We start from the raw sequence: 18277 nt of genomic DNA, 5'->3' as shown, positions 1-18277 counted from the left end.
CATGCCTTTTGCTACCACGCCGCAAAATCTACTGCGCTTTCTCTTTTTGGGTATTTTTGGCGGGGTAGTGCTCATTACTCTGGGTCTGGGTGCTTACCTGGGTCTGCAAAGTCAGCAGCAACTGGTCTTCCAGCACGAAGAAAACCAGCGCCAGGCCATGCAGAATCTCTATCAACGCCTGGATGTTGAGCTGGAAAATCTGGATGATTTTATCAGCTATCGACTCAATCAGGCTGAAGAGCTGCTCAAAGCCCGTGTTCGTGAAGAAGTCGATGCTGCCTATGCTACTGCTCGTGGCCTCTATGCCGAAGGCCAGGCGCAGGGATTGGACACAGCCACCATCAAAAGCCTGATCATCGAAGCCTTACGTGATCAACGCCCGTTTGAAGGGCGGGGTTATTATTTTATCGATGACCTTCAGGGCCAATGCATTCTCCTGCCCACTCAGCCGCAACTGGAGGGAACTTCCCTCTGGGATAATCGCGATGATACGGGCCACTACATTATGCGTGGCCTCTTGGATGCCGTAGCTAATCCTGATCAGGCCGGTTATTCGCGTTACCGCTGGTATCGCCCGGATCAACCCGGCCAGATGGCGGAAAAAATCGCCTATGTCCGCTTGTTTGAGCCCCTGGGCTGGTTGATTGGCAGTGGCGACTACCTCTACCAAATGGAAGAAGATCTACAGCAGAAACTCCTGCAAAGGATTGAATCCGTGAGTCTGCCGGGTGATGGCTATGTCGCTGTGATAGCAGCCAATGGCCGCCTCCTGACGGCCAAATCGGCACCGGATGCCTTAGGCAAGCCTCTGGAGCAACTGGAAGATCAAGAGCACCGTCAACTGGTGGAGAGTTTTCTCCGGATTGCTGAGCAGGGGGGTGGCTATACCGAATACCTCTGGCAAAAGCAGGATGAAACAGGCCGCTTTCCCAAGTTGGCCAGAATACTACCGGCATCCTCAACCGATTGGATTTTGATCGCCGGTATTTATCTAGATGATCTGGAAGAAAAGGGGCCTAGTGAAGAAGCCTCTCCATTGACCGATTTATGGCAGCTATTGCCACGGCTTTATCTGCCATTGGCTTTGATCAGTTTTCTTACTCTACTCTTGGCTTGGTGGTATGTGCGCTGGCTACGCAGTCTTTTCCGAGATTACCAGGAGCGGATTGAAGTCAAGCAGCAGGAGCTGGAGCGACTGGCTAATTTTGATACCCTGACTGGCCTGCCTTCGCGACGCCTGCTGGTCAAAAGAATCTATGAATGCATGGAAGGAGCGGCAGAAAAAAACCACCAGTTTGCCTTGCTCGTGATCGATATCGACCGTTTCAAGAATATCAATGATTCTCTGGGACACTCCCTGGGCGACAAGCTGCTTAAACAGTTGGCGCAACGGTTGAAAGACGAGCTGGATGAAAAGATGCTGCTGAGTCGCATGGGGGGAGATGAATACCTGCTGGTGCTGCCGGAAATTCATGACCGCCACTCAATCGAGGCTTTGGCTGAAAAGCTGATCCAGATAATTGCCCGACCGCTGGAAGTCGATTATCACCAACTGGTGGTAACCGGCAGTATCGGTATCGCCATCTACCCGGATCAGGGCCTGAGTCCCGAAGCACTGTTCCGTCATGCAGATACGGCCATGTATCAGGCTAAAGCAAGAGGCCGGAACCGCTATTGTTTTTATGATCGAGCCATGGGACTGGAAGTGGCCGATCAACTGAAACTGGAAAATGATCTGCGTCAGGCTCTGGAAATAAAAGACCAGTTACAGCTTTACTATCAGCCCCAATGGGATAACTTCACCGGAAAACTGGTGGGCTGCGAGGCTTTAGTGCGCTGGCAGCATCCATCCCGTGGCTGGGTTTCTCCGGCAGAATTCATTCCTCTGGCTGAAGAAACCGGGCTGATCCTGCCGCTGGGAGACTGGATACTGGAAACAGCCGTTAGCCAGTTGGCTGCCTGGAAAAAAACCGGCTTGCCGGATCTCACCCTGGCTGTCAATCTATCTACTGCTCAGGTGAACCGGGATTTACCGGGACGAATCAAACGCCTGCTTGCCGACTATGAGGTTTCACCGCAACTGCTGGAGCTGGAAGTCACGGAAACACTTTTAATGCAGGTGACTGATGAGGCTATTGCGATTTTAGGGCAGTTGAAAAAGACCGGCATCCGCATTGCTCTGGATGATTTTGGAACCGGCTATTCCAGTTTGACGTATCTAAGTCGCCTGCCCCTGGATGTGCTAAAAATTGACAAATCCTTTGTTGATGGCTTGCCGGGCCGCCAGGATGATGTGGTGATTGCCCGCCTGATTATCCAGATGGCGGCGCATCTGGGCTTGACCACCCTGGCTGAGGGTGTGGAAACCGAAGAACAACTGGAGTTTTTAAAGTCCCAGGGCTGCCATTTGATGCAGGGGTATCTCAAGGCCAGGCCCCTGGATTCTGAAACCTTTTTTGAACTAGCGAGACAAGGGAATGCGTGGAATAACACTGATATTTAAACGTCGGTTTGGCCCTTTTTTTTGGACCCAGGCCCTGGGGGCATTTAACGATAACGTCTTTCGTTTTGCCCTGATGTTTACCCTGACTTTTACCGCTGCCGACCAACTGCAGTTGGATATCAATATCCTCATGAACCTGGCGGCCGGGCTTTTTATCCTGCCTTTTTTTCTCTTCTCGGGTATTGCCGGTCAGCTGGCGGACAAGTATGAGAAATCAGCAGTGGTGCGTAACATCAAATTGCTGGAAGTGGCCATCATGCTGACTGCTCTGCTGGCTTTTGCCCTGCAGCTCTGGTGGCTTCTCTTTGTCCTGGTTTTTATCATGGGGGCCCAGTCCGCACTCTTTGGCCCGATCAAGTATGCGCTCTTGCCGCAACAACTAAAGGCAGAAGACTTGGTGGCGGGCAATGCCCTGGTGGGAATGGGCACCTTCGTCGCCATCCTGCTGGGCACCCTCCTGGGAGGGTTGCTGGCCCGTTGGGCTGGAGAAAACTACTGGATCATCGGTCTGACCGTGGTGGTTTTTGCCCTTCTGGGCTGGTTAGCCAGCCGAGCCGTTCCCCAAGCCGCTGCTGGTGATCCCGGTTTGGTTCTCAACTGGAATATCTACGCCCAGACTCGCAAGGTTTTGCGGGAAGGTGCCAAGAAGCGCAGTGTGTTTCTGGCCATTTTGGCCATCAGTTGGTTCTGGTTTATGGGCTCAGGCTACTTGACCCAGTTCCCCAATTTTACCCGCAGTGTGCTCTGGGGTAATGAAAGTGTCGGTACGCTACTCTTGACCCTGTTTTCGTTGGGTGTCGGGGGTGGTGCCCTGCTCTGTGGTTATTGGTCACGGGGACGGCTGGAACTGGGTATGGTTCCTCTAGGCGCTTTGGGGATGGCGCTCTTTTCCTGGGATCTCTATGCCCAGGCTGCAGCCTTTCCGCCTTTGACGGCCGGTGAACCCCTGCGTGATTTAACTCAGTTCCGTGATGTCGGCGGGCTGCGTCTGGCCCTGGATTTGTTTTTAGCCGGGGTCAGTGGCGGGCTTTTCATCGTGCCCCTTTATACCCTGGTGCAAAAATACAGCCCGGTGGCTGTCAGAGCCCAGGTCATCGCCGCGCTTAATGTGCTCAACTCCCTGGCCATGGTTTTAAGTGCAGTGACCGGGATGCTGCTTTTGGGTGTGCTGGATGTTTCCCTGCCGGTATTTTTCCTGCTCTACGGGGTGACGGCCCTGATCGTCGGACTGCTGGCTTTGAAGCTGGCCCGAGATCCGGTATTGAGATTTTTGATCTATCTGCTCTCCCATAGCTTTTACCGGGTTAGCCACCGGGGGCTGGATAACATCCCTGAAGAAGGCGGTGCCCTGGTAGTAGCCAACCATGTCAGCTATGTCGATGCGCTACTTCTGGCAGGGGCTTGTCAGCGACCTCTGCGCTTTGTCATCGATAAGGATATTCATGACCTGCCTTATCTGAAACGTTTTTTACAGTTGGCGGGAACCGTGCCGGTGAGTTCGGAGAAGGTGGATCGTCAAAATTTGCAGCAAGCCTTTGCCCGCATCGAAGAAGCCCTAGCAGCGGGCGAACTGGTTTTTATTTTTCCCGAGGGGCGCCTGACCCGGGATGGTGAGTTGCAGCCTTTTAAAAAAGGAGTTGAGCGGATACTGGAGCGCTCGCCGGTTCCTGTTATTCCCATGGCCCTGAGGGGACTCTGGGGTTCCTGGTTTTCCCGGGCTCAGGGGCGGGCTTTCAAGAAATGGCCCAGACGCTTCTGGTCACGAGTTGAGGTGGTCGCTGGCGAACCCCTGGCACCTGAAGACGTCACTGCAGCAGGCTTGCAGGATATTGTAGAAGACTTGCGCGGTGACTGGCGTTAGAGGCGGGGCTTGAGCTGAGCTTTAAAGATGCTATAAAAATGATGTTTTTCTGGCATCCTACTTGGTTTTTTGCGTAAACTCCAAATAGGAACCGATAAACAAGGCTGTCAGGATACTGCCGCCCAGAGAGGGAAAGATCATGCGTAATCGGAATCATGATCGGGATACCCTGATCGGCGTTCAGGCCCGTATGGCTTTCGAGGCAGCTCAGCAGGCCGGGGAGATCAAGCTGCAACCCCTGGATAGCGCCGAAGAGGCGGCAGACGAACCCTGGTCGGTCACGCATGTCGACTGGAGCCCGCAAGACCGTTTACTGGAGATGCGACTGAGTGCCAGTGAACATCAGTTGATGCAGATAGCCAGACGCCATCTTTTCTGTATTTATATCAAGCATCAAAACCAGCAGTTTGTCAGTGCTCCGCTGGAGGTGGTTTTCGCCCAGCCCGGCGAAGAAAGTTTGTCATTAAGGCTGCCTTTTCCCCAGGCGTTTACCAAGGTTTTCCATCGCGAGTTCTTTCGCGTTTATATTGCCGGCAAGCTGGATATTCGTTTGCGTTTAAGCCTGCCCCAGGGGGTGCTCTCCGGTCAGCTACTGGATATCTCTGCCGGTGGTTGCCAGGCAGGCATACCCTTCCAAGCAGCGCTTTATCTTCTTCAGCCCTTGTCATCGAAACTTCAGGGGCAGTTGCTTTTTCCTCAGGGAGAAGAGGCTAACGTCGACTTGGAGATCAGCTATATTCAGCCGAGCGAGGATTTTTCCCAGGCTTTACTGGGCTGTCATTTTCTACACTCTGACCCGGATGCTGAAAAGAATTTTTTTCACTATACCCTGGAAGCTGAGCGCGAAATTGCCCGCTTGTCTCATCCGGACCAGACCCGCCTCAAGCCTTCTACGCTTTTTACCCCGGCCGCCACCCCACGTCCTCAGCCCAGTTCTGCGGCACCGGCACCCGTTGCCCGCAAAAAACGGGGGGATCTGATGACAGCCAAGCAGGCTGAAAAACTGAAAGGCTATGCTGATGAGTTGGCAGGGCAGGCCCTCTTGCTGGCTGCCGGTAAATCGCTGGATTCCAGCCGCTTGCGCAACCTGGCGGAGGCCTATCTGAGTCATCTGGATAACCGTGAAGCCGAATTGCTCTTGACTCTGGAACAGCCGCATCCGGGTATTCATCCGGTAATCCTGCATACTTTGCGGGTGACGGCACGTTGTTATCCTCTGGTGTTCAGACTGGGCATCAATCGCAGCTATGATCTGCCGGTACTGGTGGCCTTGCTATTGCATGACCTGGGTAAGTTGTTTATTGGCAGCCGTCCCTGTTTGAATCCTCTCAAGGTGACAGCCGATCAGCAGAGAAAAAAACTGCTGCGACGTTTTAAAAGCCAGTTGGTGCAGCTGCTGCGTTCGGCAGAAGAACTGAACTGGATCCCCAAGGCCTTGGGTGAGTCCCTGATTGTTAATGCCAATGAGCGCCTGGATGGAAGCGGCTATCCGCGTGGCTTGACCGGCAGGAAGCTCGACCCTCTTTCGCGTCTTCTGGAGGTGGTCAAGCTACTCGATTGCCAGGTGAGGGGTTATGGCAGCTCGCCCTTAAGCTGGCAGCAGGCCTACCAGACAGTGATTGCCCAGGGAAATCGCTTTGATCGAGATGCCCTGGATACCTTCGTTGGTTATCACGGCTTGCGCCCTATTGGTAGTCAGGTAGCCTTTGCTTCTGGTCATCAGGGCTGCGTTGCGGGGGTTTCCAGCAGTGGGCGCATTGAAGAAGTCCTGGTGCTGAAAAGCCCGGAAGCCTCGTCAGAGCAGCCGGGTGATAAATTGACCACAACAGATCTGGAGCGGCTAGGTGGGCTGGTCGAGAATAAGAGTCCCTTGGGTTAGGGACCCAGTTCACGCAAAAGCCGCTGGTGCCAAGCCTGTAGGTAATCTTGATCAGCTGCGGTTAATTGCTGGTTGGGGCGTAGGTAAATGAGTTGATAGAGCAGTTGCCATTCACCCTCGCTAGTGGTTTGCGGGAGTCCTGCCAAGCCACCCAGATCCGCGCCCTCTGCGGCCAGAGTGGCCAGCTGACTCCGGTAATGTGCTTCCAATTGGGCCGGAGTACGACCCCAGACCACCAGGGGAAAAAGCAAAAGCCCTTCCCGGGGTTCGGCCGTGAAGCCTCGGTCAGAAAAATTTTGTATGAGTGTTTCTTCGGAAATCGGGAAGCCAGGCGGCCGCTCCGGGTTGCTGCTTGGCTGGGAAAGTGCGGCGTTTGTTTGGCGTCTCTTGTCCGGAACCCGGCCGGAAACGCCGCCACCCCGGCCACTGGGTCCCTGGCGGCGGTCATAAAATTCTACCGAGATATGCTCGGGTGGCTGGCGCATACTGGCCAGAAAGGCAGCGTCGACAAGGCGTTGCAATTGTCCGGTTTGCAGGGGGAGTTGTTGTGCGGATAAGTGTTGCGCGGCGAGTAGCAGCTGGTAGGCAGAATCCTGGCGAAAGGGAGCCATCAACTCGCGAATTTCCCTTGCATCCAGGGGTTCGCCGGTTCGGCTATCCCAGAAGGCGACCCCCAGATGTTCCGGCGCAACCCCGATATAGCTGGTGAATTGCCGGGTAAATACTTCGCTGGCTTCCGGGTTGCCCAGGAAGTGCTGCAGGTTGTCCAGCAGCAGAGGTGGAAGAGACGGTGCTTCTGCTTTGGCTTCAAGGGTCAGCAGCCCCAGAAACAGGCAGATAGCCAGTCCGTAATGCTTGTACATGATCGGCTCCTTGTCGATTGGGCAAGATTAATGTGCTCTTCTCTCCTATTCAAGGCAGTCGGATGCTGTCATCTATCTTTCACCCTGATGTCTTGTTGGTGTCATCCAGGCTCTTCATGATGACGCCTGTTTTCACTACAGGGTCAAGTCGCCGGAGTTGACAAAGGCCCCTATCCAGCCCGCAGCAGGATTCCGAGGAGCCCAGAATGCAGTTGATACACTTGCCACAGTTACGTCAGGCCACCAGCCAGGAGCGTGAAGCTCTGCAGCGTCTTGCTGTTATGCAGCTGGATTACACCAGCCAACTGAGCGAAAACCGTCGACTATCCCTGATCAAGCAGCTACTGGTGCTCTTGCATCATCAGGAAAAACAATTGCTGCCATTTTTCCACAACCTCACTGCCGATGAATTTGACTGGATGGCCTGGCTGGTTTCTCCTGCGCTGGCCGCCGAGCTGGTTCGCCAGGAAGCACCCTTACCCGCGCTCACTACCCGGGAAAAAACAGCTTTGCCCTGCGAAAGTCTGCCCCAGGCTCTGGGGGCTGCCTGGGCTTTGTGTCATCTGGCCAGTTTGACCCGGGCGCTTCTGCCCGGTTGCAGCAAGCAGGGATTAAACAGCCGGGTTTTGCAGCAGTTGGAAGCCCTGGCCCAGATTTACTGTGCCTCCAGCAGTGATCACTTTGCAGCACGCAAGGCAGCGCGGCGAACACTGCAGCAGTTACACCAGCAGTTGGATGCCTGGGAGAAAGAGGTTCAGTTGCCCCTGGCGGTTTCAGCCTGATTCGGGTTGGTAAAGCCGGTAACAGTTCTTACCCGCCTGCTTGGCGGTATACATGGCCAGATCAGCATGGCGAATCAATTCATCGGTTGTTCCGTGATCCTGCGGATAGAGGGTGACGCCGATGCTGGCGCTGATCTGAACTTTCTGTCCGTTGAGATTCAGGGGTTCGGCGGCGGCCTGCAGAAGGCGATCTAGAACCCTTTGATAATCCTGGGGCTGCTTGAGATCGGTCAGGATCAGAATAAATTCATCACCGCCCAGGCGCGCAAGAGTATCGCTGTCTCTGAGCAGTTGACTGAAACGGCGGGTTATGGCCACCAACAGCTGGTCGCCCAGGGCATGGCTGTGACTGTCATTGACCGCTTTGAAACCATCCAGATCAATAAAACCCACAGCCAGGGATTCCCGGCGACGCTGACACTGGGCGCGTGCCAATTCCAGACGGTCAGTCAATAGAGTGCGATTGGGTAACTGGGTCAGGGCATCATAGTGTGCCAAGATTTCCAGATGGCGTTGATGTTCCTTGATCAGACTGATATCGGAAAAGAGCGCAACATAGTGACTGGGTTCTTTCTGATCTCCCCGGACCCGGCTGATATTACAAATACTGGGGTAGTGGCTACCATCCTTGCGGCGTTTCCAGATTTCTCCTTGCCAAGACCCCTGACTAGCTAGTTGCGCCCAGATCTGCTGATAAAAACCGGGTGGATGCTTCTCCGACTTGAGACATCGGGGCGTCTTGCCGAGTACCTCGCTGGCGGTAAAGCCGGTGGTATCGGTAAAGGCTTGATTGATCTGAATAATACGCCCACGCGTATCGGTAATCATGATGGCTTCACTGGCCTGGGCAAAGACCCGGGCACTCAGCTGCATGGCGGTTTCAGCCTGTTTTTTTTCAATCATCAGGGTGGCAAAGCGAGCCTCATCCTGAATAACCTTTAGCTCTTCTTCACCGGGGCGTTTGGGCGATCGACAATGAACACTCAAAGCACCCAGGGCTTCGCCGCTGGTCGTAATCAGCGGCTCTGACCAGCAAGAACCACCTTGATCCCTGCCTGCCTGGAAGAAGAGACGCAGAGGGGGACCGGGTTGCCAAGGCAGAGCAGGTTCGTTGGCGTAAAGACTAAATCGAGCCTCCAGATGAGGGTAGACCTGGCTGAGATAATGAACTTGAGTTTGCAACAACCTATGTAGCTCCTCACCCGCTGTCAGGGCTTGCAGCAGCTGGCGGCGGTGAAGCTCTTTCAGTTGCGAGCGTTGGTGACGGGTGATATCCAGGCAGTAGCCGATATAACCCTGAAAATCTCCTGAGGCAGTGAAGCGAGGGCTGGTGTCTTCCTGAATCCAGCGGTACTCACCATCCTGGCGCAGGAGGCGATAAACCCGGCTGCAGGCTTCACGCTGATCAAAGGCGTGGTAATAATCTTCCAGGCAAGTGGGACTATCTTCGGGGTGAAGGCTGTCAATCCAACCCTGACCCTGCTCTTCTTCCAGTTTGCGGCCGGTGAAGTTCAGCCAGGATTGATTGAAATAAAAGCGCTGCTTGTCCGGGCCGGCAACCCAGATCAAAGGAATTCCCTGCTCGATGATCTCTTGATAGAAAGAATCCTTAGCCATGGTTGCGGCTCCTGCAGCCAGTCAGGGGCAAATTTTCAGTATAGACAGCGGCAGGAGCTTTGCTAGGAAACCTCTGATTAACTAATGCGCTGGGTGATGAGAGGTTCCTGGCGAAATTTTGTAAAGCCTCAGGAGACGGCTAGTTTTTTCCGGCTGGCTTCTACCAGCGCCTTGAAGAGAAGTCTTTGCTGGCGCATAAAAATCAGGAATTCGGGGTGCCATTGTACGCCGAGAAGGAACTCCTGATCCGGGTCCTCGATGGCCTGGATAATACCGTCAAGGTCCCGTCCGGCCACGACAAAACCCTGCCCGGTCGCATTGATGGCCTGGTTGTGCAGGCTGTTGATTCGGGTCCTGTCTTTTCCCATAAACAGGTACAGCCAGGTATCCGGTTGGATACAAAGGGTTTTCAGAGGCAGCAGGGTGCGCCGATTGGAGGTCTTGCGGCGACGCTGGCGCAGGTCCTGATAGAGGCTGCCGCCACGGTAGACATTGAGCAACTGGGCTCCGCGGCAGATCCCCAGGACGGGTAGCTGGCTTTTTAGCGCCTGGTCGATAACAGCCATCTCCAGTTTGTCTCTGGCCTGGTCATACTTGGGGACGACTTCGGGTTCTGCGGCATAAAGAACGGGGTCGATGTCGTGCCCTCCGGTAACTACCACCCCGTCAAAGCTGTAATCCTGAGGGTGCTGGTCGGGTCTTAGTTGCAGGGGGCGGGCGCCATAAAGCCTTAAAGCCAGGGCGACACACCAGCGAGGTCCCAGGGCCCCTCTTTGCGGGCCGGTAATTGCAATTACAGGTCGAGCCATCGTTTTTCCAGTTCCTGAGTCCAGTTACCGATCAGACGATCAAGAGGTTTGTTGAGATATTTCAGGTAAGCCTGGCAGCAGGCGTCCAAGCGCTCGGTGTCAGCCGCCAGGCGCTCGACTTGAATCCAGTCATTCCAGGCCTGATACAGCCCCCAGTCAGGCCGATGGATTTCGCTGCTGGGCAAGCGATAGTGGAAAGTCGGTCGGGGTTTGATCAGGGGGTCTTCGGTAATTTTTCTTACCCTGGGGGCATCCAGATGCAGAAACAGGGGCAGACAATCCAGAGGCCGGTTACGGGTAGGATTGTCATAGAGGTAATCATCAATCAGCTGTTCCAGGGGTGGCCAATAGTGCTGATCGAGGACTTTTTTAACGTAGCTGGTTGGAAAGGGATTGATGTAGCTGGTGACCTGACGGGAGAGATCAATTCTTGCGCGAGCATGCAGCCACTCATAAAGGCACAAAAAGGCCTTGATCAAAGAGGTCAGGATGCGAGCATCCGTGTCTGGAATTTCCGGGTTCAGTTGAAGGCCGAAGGCATTGATCAGGCTGTCCGACGAGCCCTTGGCCCCGGCTTGATGAAGCCGAGCAATTAACTGCTCGACTTCCTGCAGGCGAGACAGGGGCAGGGGCGGGCTGACCACTTCCAGAGGGACCAGGTTTTCGGCAAACCAGGCCAGGGCTTCTTCTACGGATTTGCCCACTTCGCCGCTGAAGGTATCACGAACATGTTCCTCACGACCCATTTCCTTGAGTAGATGAAAGTCCAGTTCAATCAGCCATTCGCTCTGGTGAGAGTCAGTGATCTGGCGTTCATAACGCCCCTTGGTACTGATCTGTCCATCCAGTTGGTGAGCGGTGTGCTGAGCCAGAGCATCCAGCGTCAGCCCGGTCATTTCTATTTCCACGCCAATATGGCGTTCCTGACCCTGGGGGTTGGTCTGCCAGGGTGGATCCAACAGTTGCTGGTTCGGATTCATTGATTGCACCTAGTTGGAGGGTTTATTCCAACACAATATCAATACCGAGCATGACAATAAAGCCAAGCAAAACCCCAAGCGTGGCTTGGCTTTTGTTGTCCAGACGGTGGGATTCGGGGATGATTTCGTGGCTGATTACAAACAGCATGGCTCCCGCTGCCAGTGACAGAACGAAGGGCAGGAGTAGATCCACCAGGCTTACTAGCCAGGCGCCCAAGAGGCCGCCAAGAGGTTGCACCAGCCCGGTTAGCAGGCTGACTGCAAAGGCAACGGCCTTGTTGTGGCCCAGAGACAGGAGGGCCAGTGCGACTATCAGGCCTTCCGGAAGGTTCTGTAAACCGATGCCAATCGCCAGTGCCAGACCTGCCGTCAGGTTGTCACCACCAAAGCCAGCACCCACAGCCAGTCCTTCCGGCAGGTTATGCAGGCCTATGGCAAAAACAAACAGCCAGATCCCCTTGATTTTCTCCACAGAAGCTGGCGTATCGGGGCCGCCCATAAAATGTCGATGAGGCAGGTGCTGGTGGAGTAAATAGAGCAGTCCACCGCCCAGCGCCAGTCCACCGCCCAGCATGGCCAGGGTGACAAGATCAGAAGCAAACAGGGCTTCTGCCTGTTGCTGGGCTGGCAGAACCAGTTCAAAAGCCGTGGCTGCCAACATGACACCGGCACCGAATCCCAGAAGGCTGTCTTCCAGGCTTTTGTTGAGTTGCTGGATGAAAAAAATAGGTAGGGCACCCAGAGCGGTAAAAAGCCCGGCAATCAGACTGGCCAGAACGCCCAGTTGCAGGGTAGAGAGCTGCTCCAACTGGGGTAGTAGCCGGGCACCAAGCAGATAGCTGGCTCCCAGCATCGCGGCCAAAAGCAGAAGAGCCGGGACGAAATAGCGATAATAGGGGTGTCGAATCAGAGTCTTCATGTATAGTGATGACTAGTCGCTTTATCGAACAAGTGTTGCCCGAGCCTTCAAGCCAACCTATCAGCAGAGGTGACCCAAGGCCAGCCTATGCAAGCCAGATCCTCCACCAGTCTTCAGGCCCTTTTGGGGCTGGGGATTTTGTATACCCTTTATATAGCTCATGAACTGGTGTTGCCGCTGGTGGTAGCTTTCATGATCAGTCTGGTGCTTTCGCCCCTGGTTCTCAAGGCCAGACGCCGCTGGCATCTGCCCAAACCCTTGACCGCCTTCTGTTTACTGGTCTTGCTGGTATCCCTGCTGGGAGGGCTGGTGGCCAGTGTTGCCACGCCGGCCCTGGACTGGGCCGAAAAGGCTCCTGAAATCCTCTCCAACCTTTTTTTGCAGGACTCTCAGCTGCATTCACAGTTGAATCGCCTGTCGCGTTCGGCCGAACAGCTGGAAGAATCTGTTGGCGCCTTGTCCGGTGACCAGGTGCAGACGGTGCTCCTGTCGACGGATTCCTGGCGGAGCCAATTGGCCGACCAGGTGCAGGAAGTCGTGGTGGGGTTGGTGCTGGCAATCATTCTGACCTATTTCTTTCTGGTCAGTGGTGACCATCTGATCCGCAATCTGGCGCGTCAACTTCCCACCGGACGCCGGCATATCTTTCTGGGGATTGTTCGTAGCAGCCAAAAGCAAGTGGCCGGTTTTCTGGGCGTTTTTACCCTGACCAACCTGGGGGTAGGGCTGATTACAGCCTTGATTTGCTGGGCGGTGGGGCTGCCTAACCCTGTCTTCTGGGGGCTGATCGGGGGTGCAGCACGTTTTATTCCCTACCTGGGGGTTACCACGGCACTGGGGTTACTCTCTATGGTGGCGGCAACCAGTCTGGACGCCCTCTGGGCAATTCTTCTGGTGCCGCTTGCCTACCTCACCCTGACAGCGCTGGTGGGAACTTTCTTCGAACCCTATATCCACGGTTTCAGAATGGCTGTGAATCCTATCGTGGTGTTCTTTTCCATTTTCTTCTGGGGCTGGCTCTGGGGGCCGGTGGGCTTTTTTCTGGCGGTTCCCCTGATGACGGTGATCCAGGTGGTATTATCCCAGATACCGGCTTTAAGGCCGGTTTACCGGGTGATTGCCCGTTGATGGTGGAAGGCTTAGATGTTATTTTTGTAGCATCTTTGTACAGCTTTTAATTAATGCTTAGACCTGCAGATTCAATATGAAAAATATTAACTGTTTCAAGCTGATTGAAAGGGTAATGGAAAATACCCTGGAATCCATTCTGGTGACCGATGCCCGCGGTCGAATTCTGCAGGTCAACAAGGCTTTTACCCAGATTACCGGTTATACCGAAGCCGAGGCTTTGGGCAAGACGCCTGCGCTTTTGCGTTCCGAGCGCCATCCCCCCAGCTTTTATCAAGCCATGTGGGCCGAGATCGGTCGCCAGGGCAGTTGGGCCGGTGAAGTCTGGAACCGTCGCAAAACAGGCGAGATCTACCTGCAATGGTTATCCATCAATGCCATTGAAGATGAAGATGACCAGGTTTCCCATTATGTAGCCATCTCCCACGATCTTAGTGAATTGAGGGCCAAGGAGGCCGAGGTTGAATTTCTGGCCTTCAATGATCCCCTGACACGTCTGGGCAATCGCCAGCTGTTAATGAATCGCCTGGATCAAGCTTTGGCAGAATGCCGGCGCCGGGGTGATGTCTTGGCTCTGATGATTCTGGATGTAGGGCGACTGCGACCCATTAATGATCACTTCGGCATGGTGGCTGGCGACCAGGTGATTTGCACTCAAGCCGAACGGCTGCATCTGTTGGTGGATTCGTCCGATACTCTGGTGCGTTTGCAGGGAGATACTTTTGCTGTTTTGCGTCACAGTGATGCGCAAGTCTCCGCCATGTCGCATCTGGCCGAACAAATCGTGCGAGAGTTGAGTCGGGGGATCACGCTCAAGGATAAATCCCTGTTGATGCGTCCCAGCGTCGGTATTGCCTTGTTTCCTCAGGATGCCATGAATAAGGAGACGCTGATTCAGGCTGCCGAGCATGCTCATGTCCAAGCCAAAAAGTCCGGTCGCCAGGGTTTTCAGTTCTTTGACCATGGTCAGCATCAACAGCAACAGCGCCAGATGATTATCGAACAGGAACTGACCGAGTTGTTCAATGGCTATAAGCAGCCAGGGCTGGAACTCTATTTTCAGCCTAAAATCTGTCTGAGTAAAAGGTGCCTATGCGGCGCTGAAGCTCTTTTGCGCTGGAACCACCCCCTGCTGGGCTGGATCTCTCCGGGTGAATTTATCCCCATTGCCGAGCAGACAAGGCTTTGTGTGCGCCTGGATCGCTGGGTGATCCGCCAGGCTCTGATGCACATTCGAGAATGGCTGCAAGCTGGATATGAAGTGCCGACCCTAGCAGTTAATCTGTCTGCGCATCAATTGGATCAGGATGATTTTGCCGACTGGCTCGCCGCAGAGGTGCGTCGTGAAGGTCTGCAGCCGAATGTGATCCAGCTGGAAATCACCGAAGGGGCGATGATTCGCAACGGTGAAGCGGCGACCTGTCTGTTGGGTGAACTCCAGTCACGTGGCTTTCAAATCTCTTTGGATGATTTTGGTACCGGCTATTCCAGCCTTTCCTACTTGGATAGCCTGCCCCTGAATGAATTGAAAATTGATCGTAGCTTCTTGCAGCGCATCGATCAGGACATGCGTTCGCTTAAATTGCTTCGCTCTATCGTTGTCTTGGCCCAGACCCTGGACCTGCAGGTCGTGGTTGAAGGCGTGGAAGAAGAGCATCAGATTGAGCTGCTGAGTGAACTGGGCGATATCAAGGTGCAGGGTTTTTATTTCTATCGGCCTTTACCCGAAGCCGAATTTGCTCGCCTGATCAATCCGCATGAAGAGCCGCGCGATCAGGATTCGGGTGTTTGCCCCTCATCCTGAGATCTCCTGCCCCTGGCCGGAATGATCCGAGGGGCGGCTACCGGTATTGCGCGGTTTGAGCTCGTACTCTAGCCATTGGCGAACCTTCTTCTGATCACGGCGGCGGAGCAACTGTTGGGTATGGATATTCTGCGGGTAGATTTGTGACTGCTTGCCGTCATGACGCAGATAAAAGCGTCGCCTGGCTCCGACCGGATGCTTACTGGGTCCGTGAATGACCGCTGTTCTGATTTCCAACTCACGAATTTCTTCAAGTAGGTGGCTGGCTTGCTGGTGCTGGCTTTTACGCCCCAGCAAAAGATTGCGAAACGAACCCAGTACCAGATAGCCCCCGGCCTGGAGCGGACCCTGGCGAAGGATACGCTGCAGATTCTGGTCATCGGGATTGACCCGGGCGTATTCGGTAATTGTAAAAATGCGCGAAGCTCCCGATTGCAGATAGACTTCCAACTGCACGCATTGGATATGAACAGCTTCTTCGCTCATGTTGACCAAAAGACAAAGAGCATCCAGCTGCTCATGCTGGGCATGATGGATCACCAGATAGGGACGATTGCCACGTCGGTACTGCTGGAAAAAAAGCTGGAAATAGACGACCCAGACCAGGGCCATGACGGCACTGCTTAACGCGGTAATCCACTCCATGATGGGGCCCCTGTTCAGGGTTGCTCTTCTTCAGCGGGTGGAGACAGTAGCTGGTAAACCCAGGCCTGGCTGCCATCGGCCAGGGTTTTCAGCTGGCGCTGATACTTGATGCCCAGACGTTCATAGCGATCCAGGCGAGCCAGTTCCTGTGGCGAAACCGTCAATACCTGGCCCTGAACCCGAGAGCCGGGTTCGGGTTCCAGATCCAGGCCTTTTTTTTGGTAGCCGGGCAACTGGGCATCCCGGGCAGTGCTGGGCCCTCGCAGAATCAAAAAGCGCAACCAATCCCAGGTCAGGGTGCCATAGACAAAAACCTGCTGGGGTGTATTCAAGGCGGGTTGATTGGCAGGCGGTGGTTGATAGAACCAGGGGCTTTGCCAAACCAGCCAGGCACCCAAAACTGCGACCAGAAGCAGGCCGGTGACTGTAGCCAGAAGTTTGCTGAAGGTCAGGGTTAAACGGGATTTTTTTGGTGATTGATCCAAGGTTTGCTAAATTCGTCTTGATTTGTGAATTTCTTATAATCTAGCAAAGAAGGAGAAGCCCATGTCAAATGAAGGCTATCATGAACCGGTTTCCGAGTTGACCGATGAAACGCGTGATTTTCATCGCGCGATCGTTTCCCTGATGGAAGAACTGGAAGCTGTCGACTGGTACAACCAGCGTGTCGATGCCTGTAAAGACAAGGAATTGGCAGCGATCCTGGCCCACAACCGTGATGAAGAAATTGAACATGCGGCCATGGCACTGGAGTGGATTCGCCGCAACAATGCCGTATTCGACAAGTACCTGAAGGAATTCATGTTTACCGACAAGCCCTTGGGTCATCACGACTGATCAGCTTGGGGCCTGCCTGCCGGGCAGGCCTGGGCGCAAATTTCCAAAAAACTTTAACTGGGTCAGGTTTTTTACCCGGATTCCTCTGCTATCCTTGGCAGCAAATAACGACAGGAACGGAAAAGGCAGGCAATGAAACAGATCAATACGCTCCGACATAAAATCATGCAGCTGCTGTCCCGGCTGGAGTTCTTCAAGGATTTTCCTGAAACGGATAAGCAGCTGCTGGTTGAAGGCAAGGGAATGATCGTGCTGGCCGAGGAAGGCGAATATGTTATCAAGCAGGGGAGTGTTGATCCCACGCTTTATATTCCCTTGAGTGGTGAACTGGATGTGCGGGTCACTAATGAAGCGGGTAAGGAAGTCCGCATTGCCTCCATTCCTCCCGGTGAAACCGTGGGTGAAGTGGCTTTTCTGACTGACAGCCCGCGCACCGCCAGTGTTGTGGCCACCCGTCAGACAGTGCTTTTCCGTTGCAGTCGCGTGGCTCTGAAAAGCATGGCTCCTTCAGCACGTGAAAAGATCAAGGATCAGATCATTCTCAAGTTGATTGAGCGCTTGCAACAGAAGAATATGGAGCTGGGTAACCAGGGTGGCATCAAGGCTCCCCCGAGGAAAGAAAAGGAAAAACCCTCAGTTGCGCCAGAAGCGAACCAGGAAGGGGATGATCAGCATGAGAGCAAGAATCCTGAATAAATGATGGACGGCGATAAACACCGGGTCTACCCCTAGAGCCAGGGCGACCATGGCCATTTCTCCTATCCCCCCCGGGGTCATGGTCAGCATAGCCGTCGCAAAAGGTAACCCCAGTAACCAGTGCATCATCCAGGCAGAAAAGGCTGCCAGGCTCAAGGCAACCAGGGTTGCACCCAAAGCATGTTTGCCCAACCAGAGTAGTTCTCCCGGGCGGGTGCCATAAAAGCGGGCACCGATCGAAGCTCCCAACACCAGAAAAGTCGCTGCCACCAGCGTTTGAGTTCCGGTAAAGGCATAGCCATTCACTGCAGCGGTTACGCTCATGAACAAGGGCGCGGTAAATTCCGGAGTGGGCAGGCGCAGACGCTTGCCCAGCCACCAGGCTGGGAGAATGCCTGCCAGCAGCCAGAGATTCTGAGCTTCCTGGAAAAGCGGGTTTTCACTGGTCGGAGGCGGGGTGTAAAACACCCAGAAAAGAGAAGGAACCAGCAGAACGACAAAAGTCAGGCGCAGAGCATGAGCCAGCGTAATTTTGCGCTCATCGCCGCCAGCCTGTCCGCCCATGAGAATCATTGAAGTCATGGCACCGGGTACAGCGGAAAACCACGCTGAAGCCTGGTCAAAACCCGCCATTCGGCGAAAGTAGATGCTGACCCCGAGAATAATCAGAATGACCCCTAGAGTCAGCAGAGCCAGGCTGCCTGGCCAGTTACTGGCTTGTTGCAGCGTATCCTGACTGGCCTGACCGCCGAGAATGACCCCCAGACTGCCCAGAAAAACCGCCCGAAACCCCGGTTTGATGCCCACAGGCATACCTGCCAGAGAAACCAGCAGGTTGGCCAAAAGCGGGCCTAGCATCCAGGCCAGGGGTATTTGCAGAAAGCTGAAGAGCCAGCCTCCCAGGAAACCCACCGCCAGAGTTGTGATCAGTCTAAGCAGAAGCGTCCGAGACAC

The 18277-nt window shown here is 54.4% G+C and carries 16 protein-coding genes; 8 read left to right on the top strand and 8 right to left on the bottom strand.

Features of this window, described 5'->3' with window-relative positions; genetic code table 11:
- Position 1 precedes the first annotated feature (1 nt).
- From DFK18_RS09350 to DFK18_RS09340, 3 genes are all read left to right on the top strand, one after another.
- Entirely contained in the window at positions 2–2503 is a 2502-nt protein-coding gene (locus tag DFK18_RS09350) for a bifunctional diguanylate cyclase/phosphodiesterase (RefSeq protein ID WP_114417999.1), read from the top strand.
- Positions 2478–4364 carry an MFS transporter gene (locus DFK18_RS09345; RefSeq protein ID WP_114417998.1) on the top strand — a complete coding sequence of 629 codons (1887 nt, stop codon included), beginning with the start codon at positions 2478–2480 and terminating at the stop codon, positions 4362–4364. The genes DFK18_RS09350 and DFK18_RS09345 overlap by 26 nt, the downstream gene beginning before the upstream one ends.
- A gap of 139 nt (positions 4365–4503) precedes the next feature.
- A complete protein-coding gene (locus tag DFK18_RS09340) occupies positions 4504–6243 on the top strand; it encodes an HD domain-containing phosphohydrolase (protein ID WP_114417997.1) in 1740 nt (579 codons plus the stop codon).
- On the opposite strand, the gene DFK18_RS09335 is transcribed toward DFK18_RS09340, so the two are convergent.
- On the bottom strand, positions 6240–7106 hold the full coding sequence (locus DFK18_RS09335; RefSeq protein ID WP_114417996.1) for a hypothetical protein: 867 nt from the start codon (positions 7104–7106) through the stop codon (positions 6240–6242). The two genes, DFK18_RS09340 and DFK18_RS09335, sit on opposite strands and share 4 nt — an antisense overlap.
- A gap of 206 nt (positions 7107–7312) precedes the next feature.
- Between DFK18_RS09335 and DFK18_RS09330 the strand changes: the two genes are divergently transcribed.
- On the top strand, positions 7313–7888 hold the full coding sequence (locus tag DFK18_RS09330) for a hypothetical protein (RefSeq protein WP_114417995.1): 576 nt from the start codon (positions 7313–7315) through the stop codon (positions 7886–7888).
- Here the strand turns inward: DFK18_RS09330 and DFK18_RS09325 are convergent.
- The 4 genes from DFK18_RS09325 to DFK18_RS09310 form a co-directional block, all read right to left on the bottom strand.
- Positions 7880–9505, bottom strand: coding sequence for a diguanylate cyclase domain-containing protein (locus DFK18_RS09325; RefSeq protein WP_114417994.1), 1626 nt, complete (start codon positions 9503–9505; stop codon positions 7880–7882). The two genes, DFK18_RS09330 and DFK18_RS09325, sit on opposite strands and share 9 nt — an antisense overlap.
- Before the next feature lie 128 nt (positions 9506–9633).
- Complete coding sequence (locus tag DFK18_RS09320; protein WP_114417993.1) at positions 9634–10314, bottom strand: gamma-glutamyl-gamma-aminobutyrate hydrolase family protein; 681 nt, start codon at positions 10312–10314, stop codon at positions 9634–9636.
- A complete protein-coding gene (locus DFK18_RS09315; protein ID WP_114417992.1) occupies positions 10299–11294 on the bottom strand; it encodes an amidoligase family protein in 996 nt (331 codons plus the stop codon). Before DFK18_RS09315 ends, DFK18_RS09320 begins: the two co-directional genes overlap by 16 nt.
- A 22-nt stretch (positions 11295–11316) precedes the next feature.
- A complete protein-coding gene (locus DFK18_RS09310) occupies positions 11317–12213 on the bottom strand; it encodes a ZIP family metal transporter (protein ID WP_114417991.1) in 897 nt (298 codons plus the stop codon).
- Positions 12214–12300: 87 nt separating this feature from the next.
- On the opposite strand from DFK18_RS09310, the gene DFK18_RS09305 reads away from it, so the two are divergent.
- Positions 12301–13341 carry an AI-2E family transporter gene (locus tag DFK18_RS09305; protein ID WP_114417990.1) on the top strand — a complete coding sequence of 347 codons (1041 nt, stop codon included), beginning with the start codon at positions 12301–12303 and terminating at the stop codon, positions 13339–13341.
- A 76-nt stretch (positions 13342–13417) separates the two neighbouring features.
- Positions 13418–15145, top strand: coding sequence for a putative bifunctional diguanylate cyclase/phosphodiesterase (locus tag DFK18_RS09300; protein WP_114417989.1), 1728 nt, complete (start codon positions 13418–13420; stop codon positions 15143–15145).
- On the opposite strand, the gene DFK18_RS09295 is transcribed toward DFK18_RS09300, so the two are convergent.
- Positions 15137–15790 carry a hypothetical protein gene (locus tag DFK18_RS09295; protein WP_114417988.1) on the bottom strand — a complete coding sequence of 218 codons (654 nt, stop codon included), beginning with the start codon at positions 15788–15790 and terminating at the stop codon, positions 15137–15139. The two genes, DFK18_RS09300 and DFK18_RS09295, sit on opposite strands and share 9 nt — an antisense overlap.
- Positions 15791–15804: 14 nt before the next feature.
- Complete coding sequence (locus tag DFK18_RS09290; protein WP_114417987.1) at positions 15805–16275, bottom strand: gamma-glutamylcyclotransferase family protein; 471 nt, start codon at positions 16273–16275, stop codon at positions 15805–15807.
- A 61-nt stretch (positions 16276–16336) separates the two neighbouring features.
- Between DFK18_RS09290 and DFK18_RS09285 the strand changes: the two genes are divergently transcribed.
- On the top strand, positions 16337–16627 hold the full coding sequence (locus DFK18_RS09285; protein ID WP_114417986.1) for an encapsulin-associated ferritin-like protein: 291 nt from the start codon (positions 16337–16339) through the stop codon (positions 16625–16627).
- Between the two features lie 132 nt (positions 16628–16759).
- Positions 16760–17323 (top strand): cyclic nucleotide-binding domain-containing protein, encoded by a 564-nt coding sequence (locus DFK18_RS09280; protein ID WP_114417985.1) that lies wholly within the window; start codon positions 16760–16762, stop codon positions 17321–17323.
- Here DFK18_RS09280 and DFK18_RS09275 read toward each other — a convergent pair.
- Positions 17261–18277, bottom strand: a complete 1017-nt coding sequence (locus DFK18_RS09275) for an AbrB family transcriptional regulator (RefSeq protein WP_114417984.1) — start codon at positions 18275–18277, stop codon at positions 17261–17263. The genes DFK18_RS09280 and DFK18_RS09275 overlap by 63 nt on opposite strands.

This window comes from Marinospirillum perlucidum, assembly GCF_003336805.1.
Taxonomy (GTDB): Bacteria; Pseudomonadota; Gammaproteobacteria; order Pseudomonadales; family Halomonadaceae; genus Marinospirillum; species Marinospirillum perlucidum.
The sequence above is the reverse complement of the archived record's forward strand: the minus strand, read 5'-3'. Positions and strand labels throughout refer to the sequence as shown.

What these genes read in the sequence shown, in the direction of transcription:
- DFK18_RS09350 (WP_114417999.1), top strand. Translation starts at nt 2, where the DNA reads ATGCCTTTTGCTACCACGCCGCAAAATCTACTGCGCTTTCTCTTTTTG.
- DFK18_RS09345 (WP_114417998.1), top strand. Translation starts at nt 2,478, where the DNA reads ATGCGTGGAATAACACTGATATTTAAACGTCGGTTTGGCCCTTTTTTT.
- DFK18_RS09340 (WP_114417997.1), top strand. Translation starts at nt 4,504, where the DNA reads ATGCGTAATCGGAATCATGATCGGGATACCCTGATCGGCGTTCAGGCC.
- DFK18_RS09335 (WP_114417996.1), bottom strand. Translation starts at nt 7,106, where the DNA reads ATGTACAAGCATTACGGACTGGCTATCTGCCTGTTTCTGGGGCTGCTG.
- DFK18_RS09330 (WP_114417995.1), top strand. Translation starts at nt 7,313, where the DNA reads ATGCAGTTGATACACTTGCCACAGTTACGTCAGGCCACCAGCCAGGAG.
- DFK18_RS09325 (WP_114417994.1), bottom strand. Translation starts at nt 9,505, where the DNA reads ATGGCTAAGGATTCTTTCTATCAAGAGATCATCGAGCAGGGAATTCCT.
- DFK18_RS09320 (WP_114417993.1), bottom strand. Translation starts at nt 10,314, where the DNA reads ATGGCTCGACCTGTAATTGCAATTACCGGCCCGCAAAGAGGGGCCCTG.
- DFK18_RS09315 (WP_114417992.1), bottom strand. Translation starts at nt 11,294, where the DNA reads ATGAATCCGAACCAGCAACTGTTGGATCCACCCTGGCAGACCAACCCC.
- DFK18_RS09310 (WP_114417991.1), bottom strand. Translation starts at nt 12,213, where the DNA reads ATGAAGACTCTGATTCGACACCCCTATTATCGCTATTTCGTCCCGGCT.
- DFK18_RS09305 (WP_114417990.1), top strand. Translation starts at nt 12,301, where the DNA reads ATGCAAGCCAGATCCTCCACCAGTCTTCAGGCCCTTTTGGGGCTGGGG.
- DFK18_RS09300 (WP_114417989.1), top strand. Translation starts at nt 13,418, where the DNA reads ATGAAAAATATTAACTGTTTCAAGCTGATTGAAAGGGTAATGGAAAAT.
- DFK18_RS09295 (WP_114417988.1), bottom strand. Translation starts at nt 15,790, where the DNA reads ATGGAGTGGATTACCGCGTTAAGCAGTGCCGTCATGGCCCTGGTCTGG.
- DFK18_RS09285 (WP_114417986.1), top strand. Translation starts at nt 16,337, where the DNA reads ATGTCAAATGAAGGCTATCATGAACCGGTTTCCGAGTTGACCGATGAA.
- DFK18_RS09280 (WP_114417985.1), top strand. Translation starts at nt 16,760, where the DNA reads ATGAAACAGATCAATACGCTCCGACATAAAATCATGCAGCTGCTGTCC.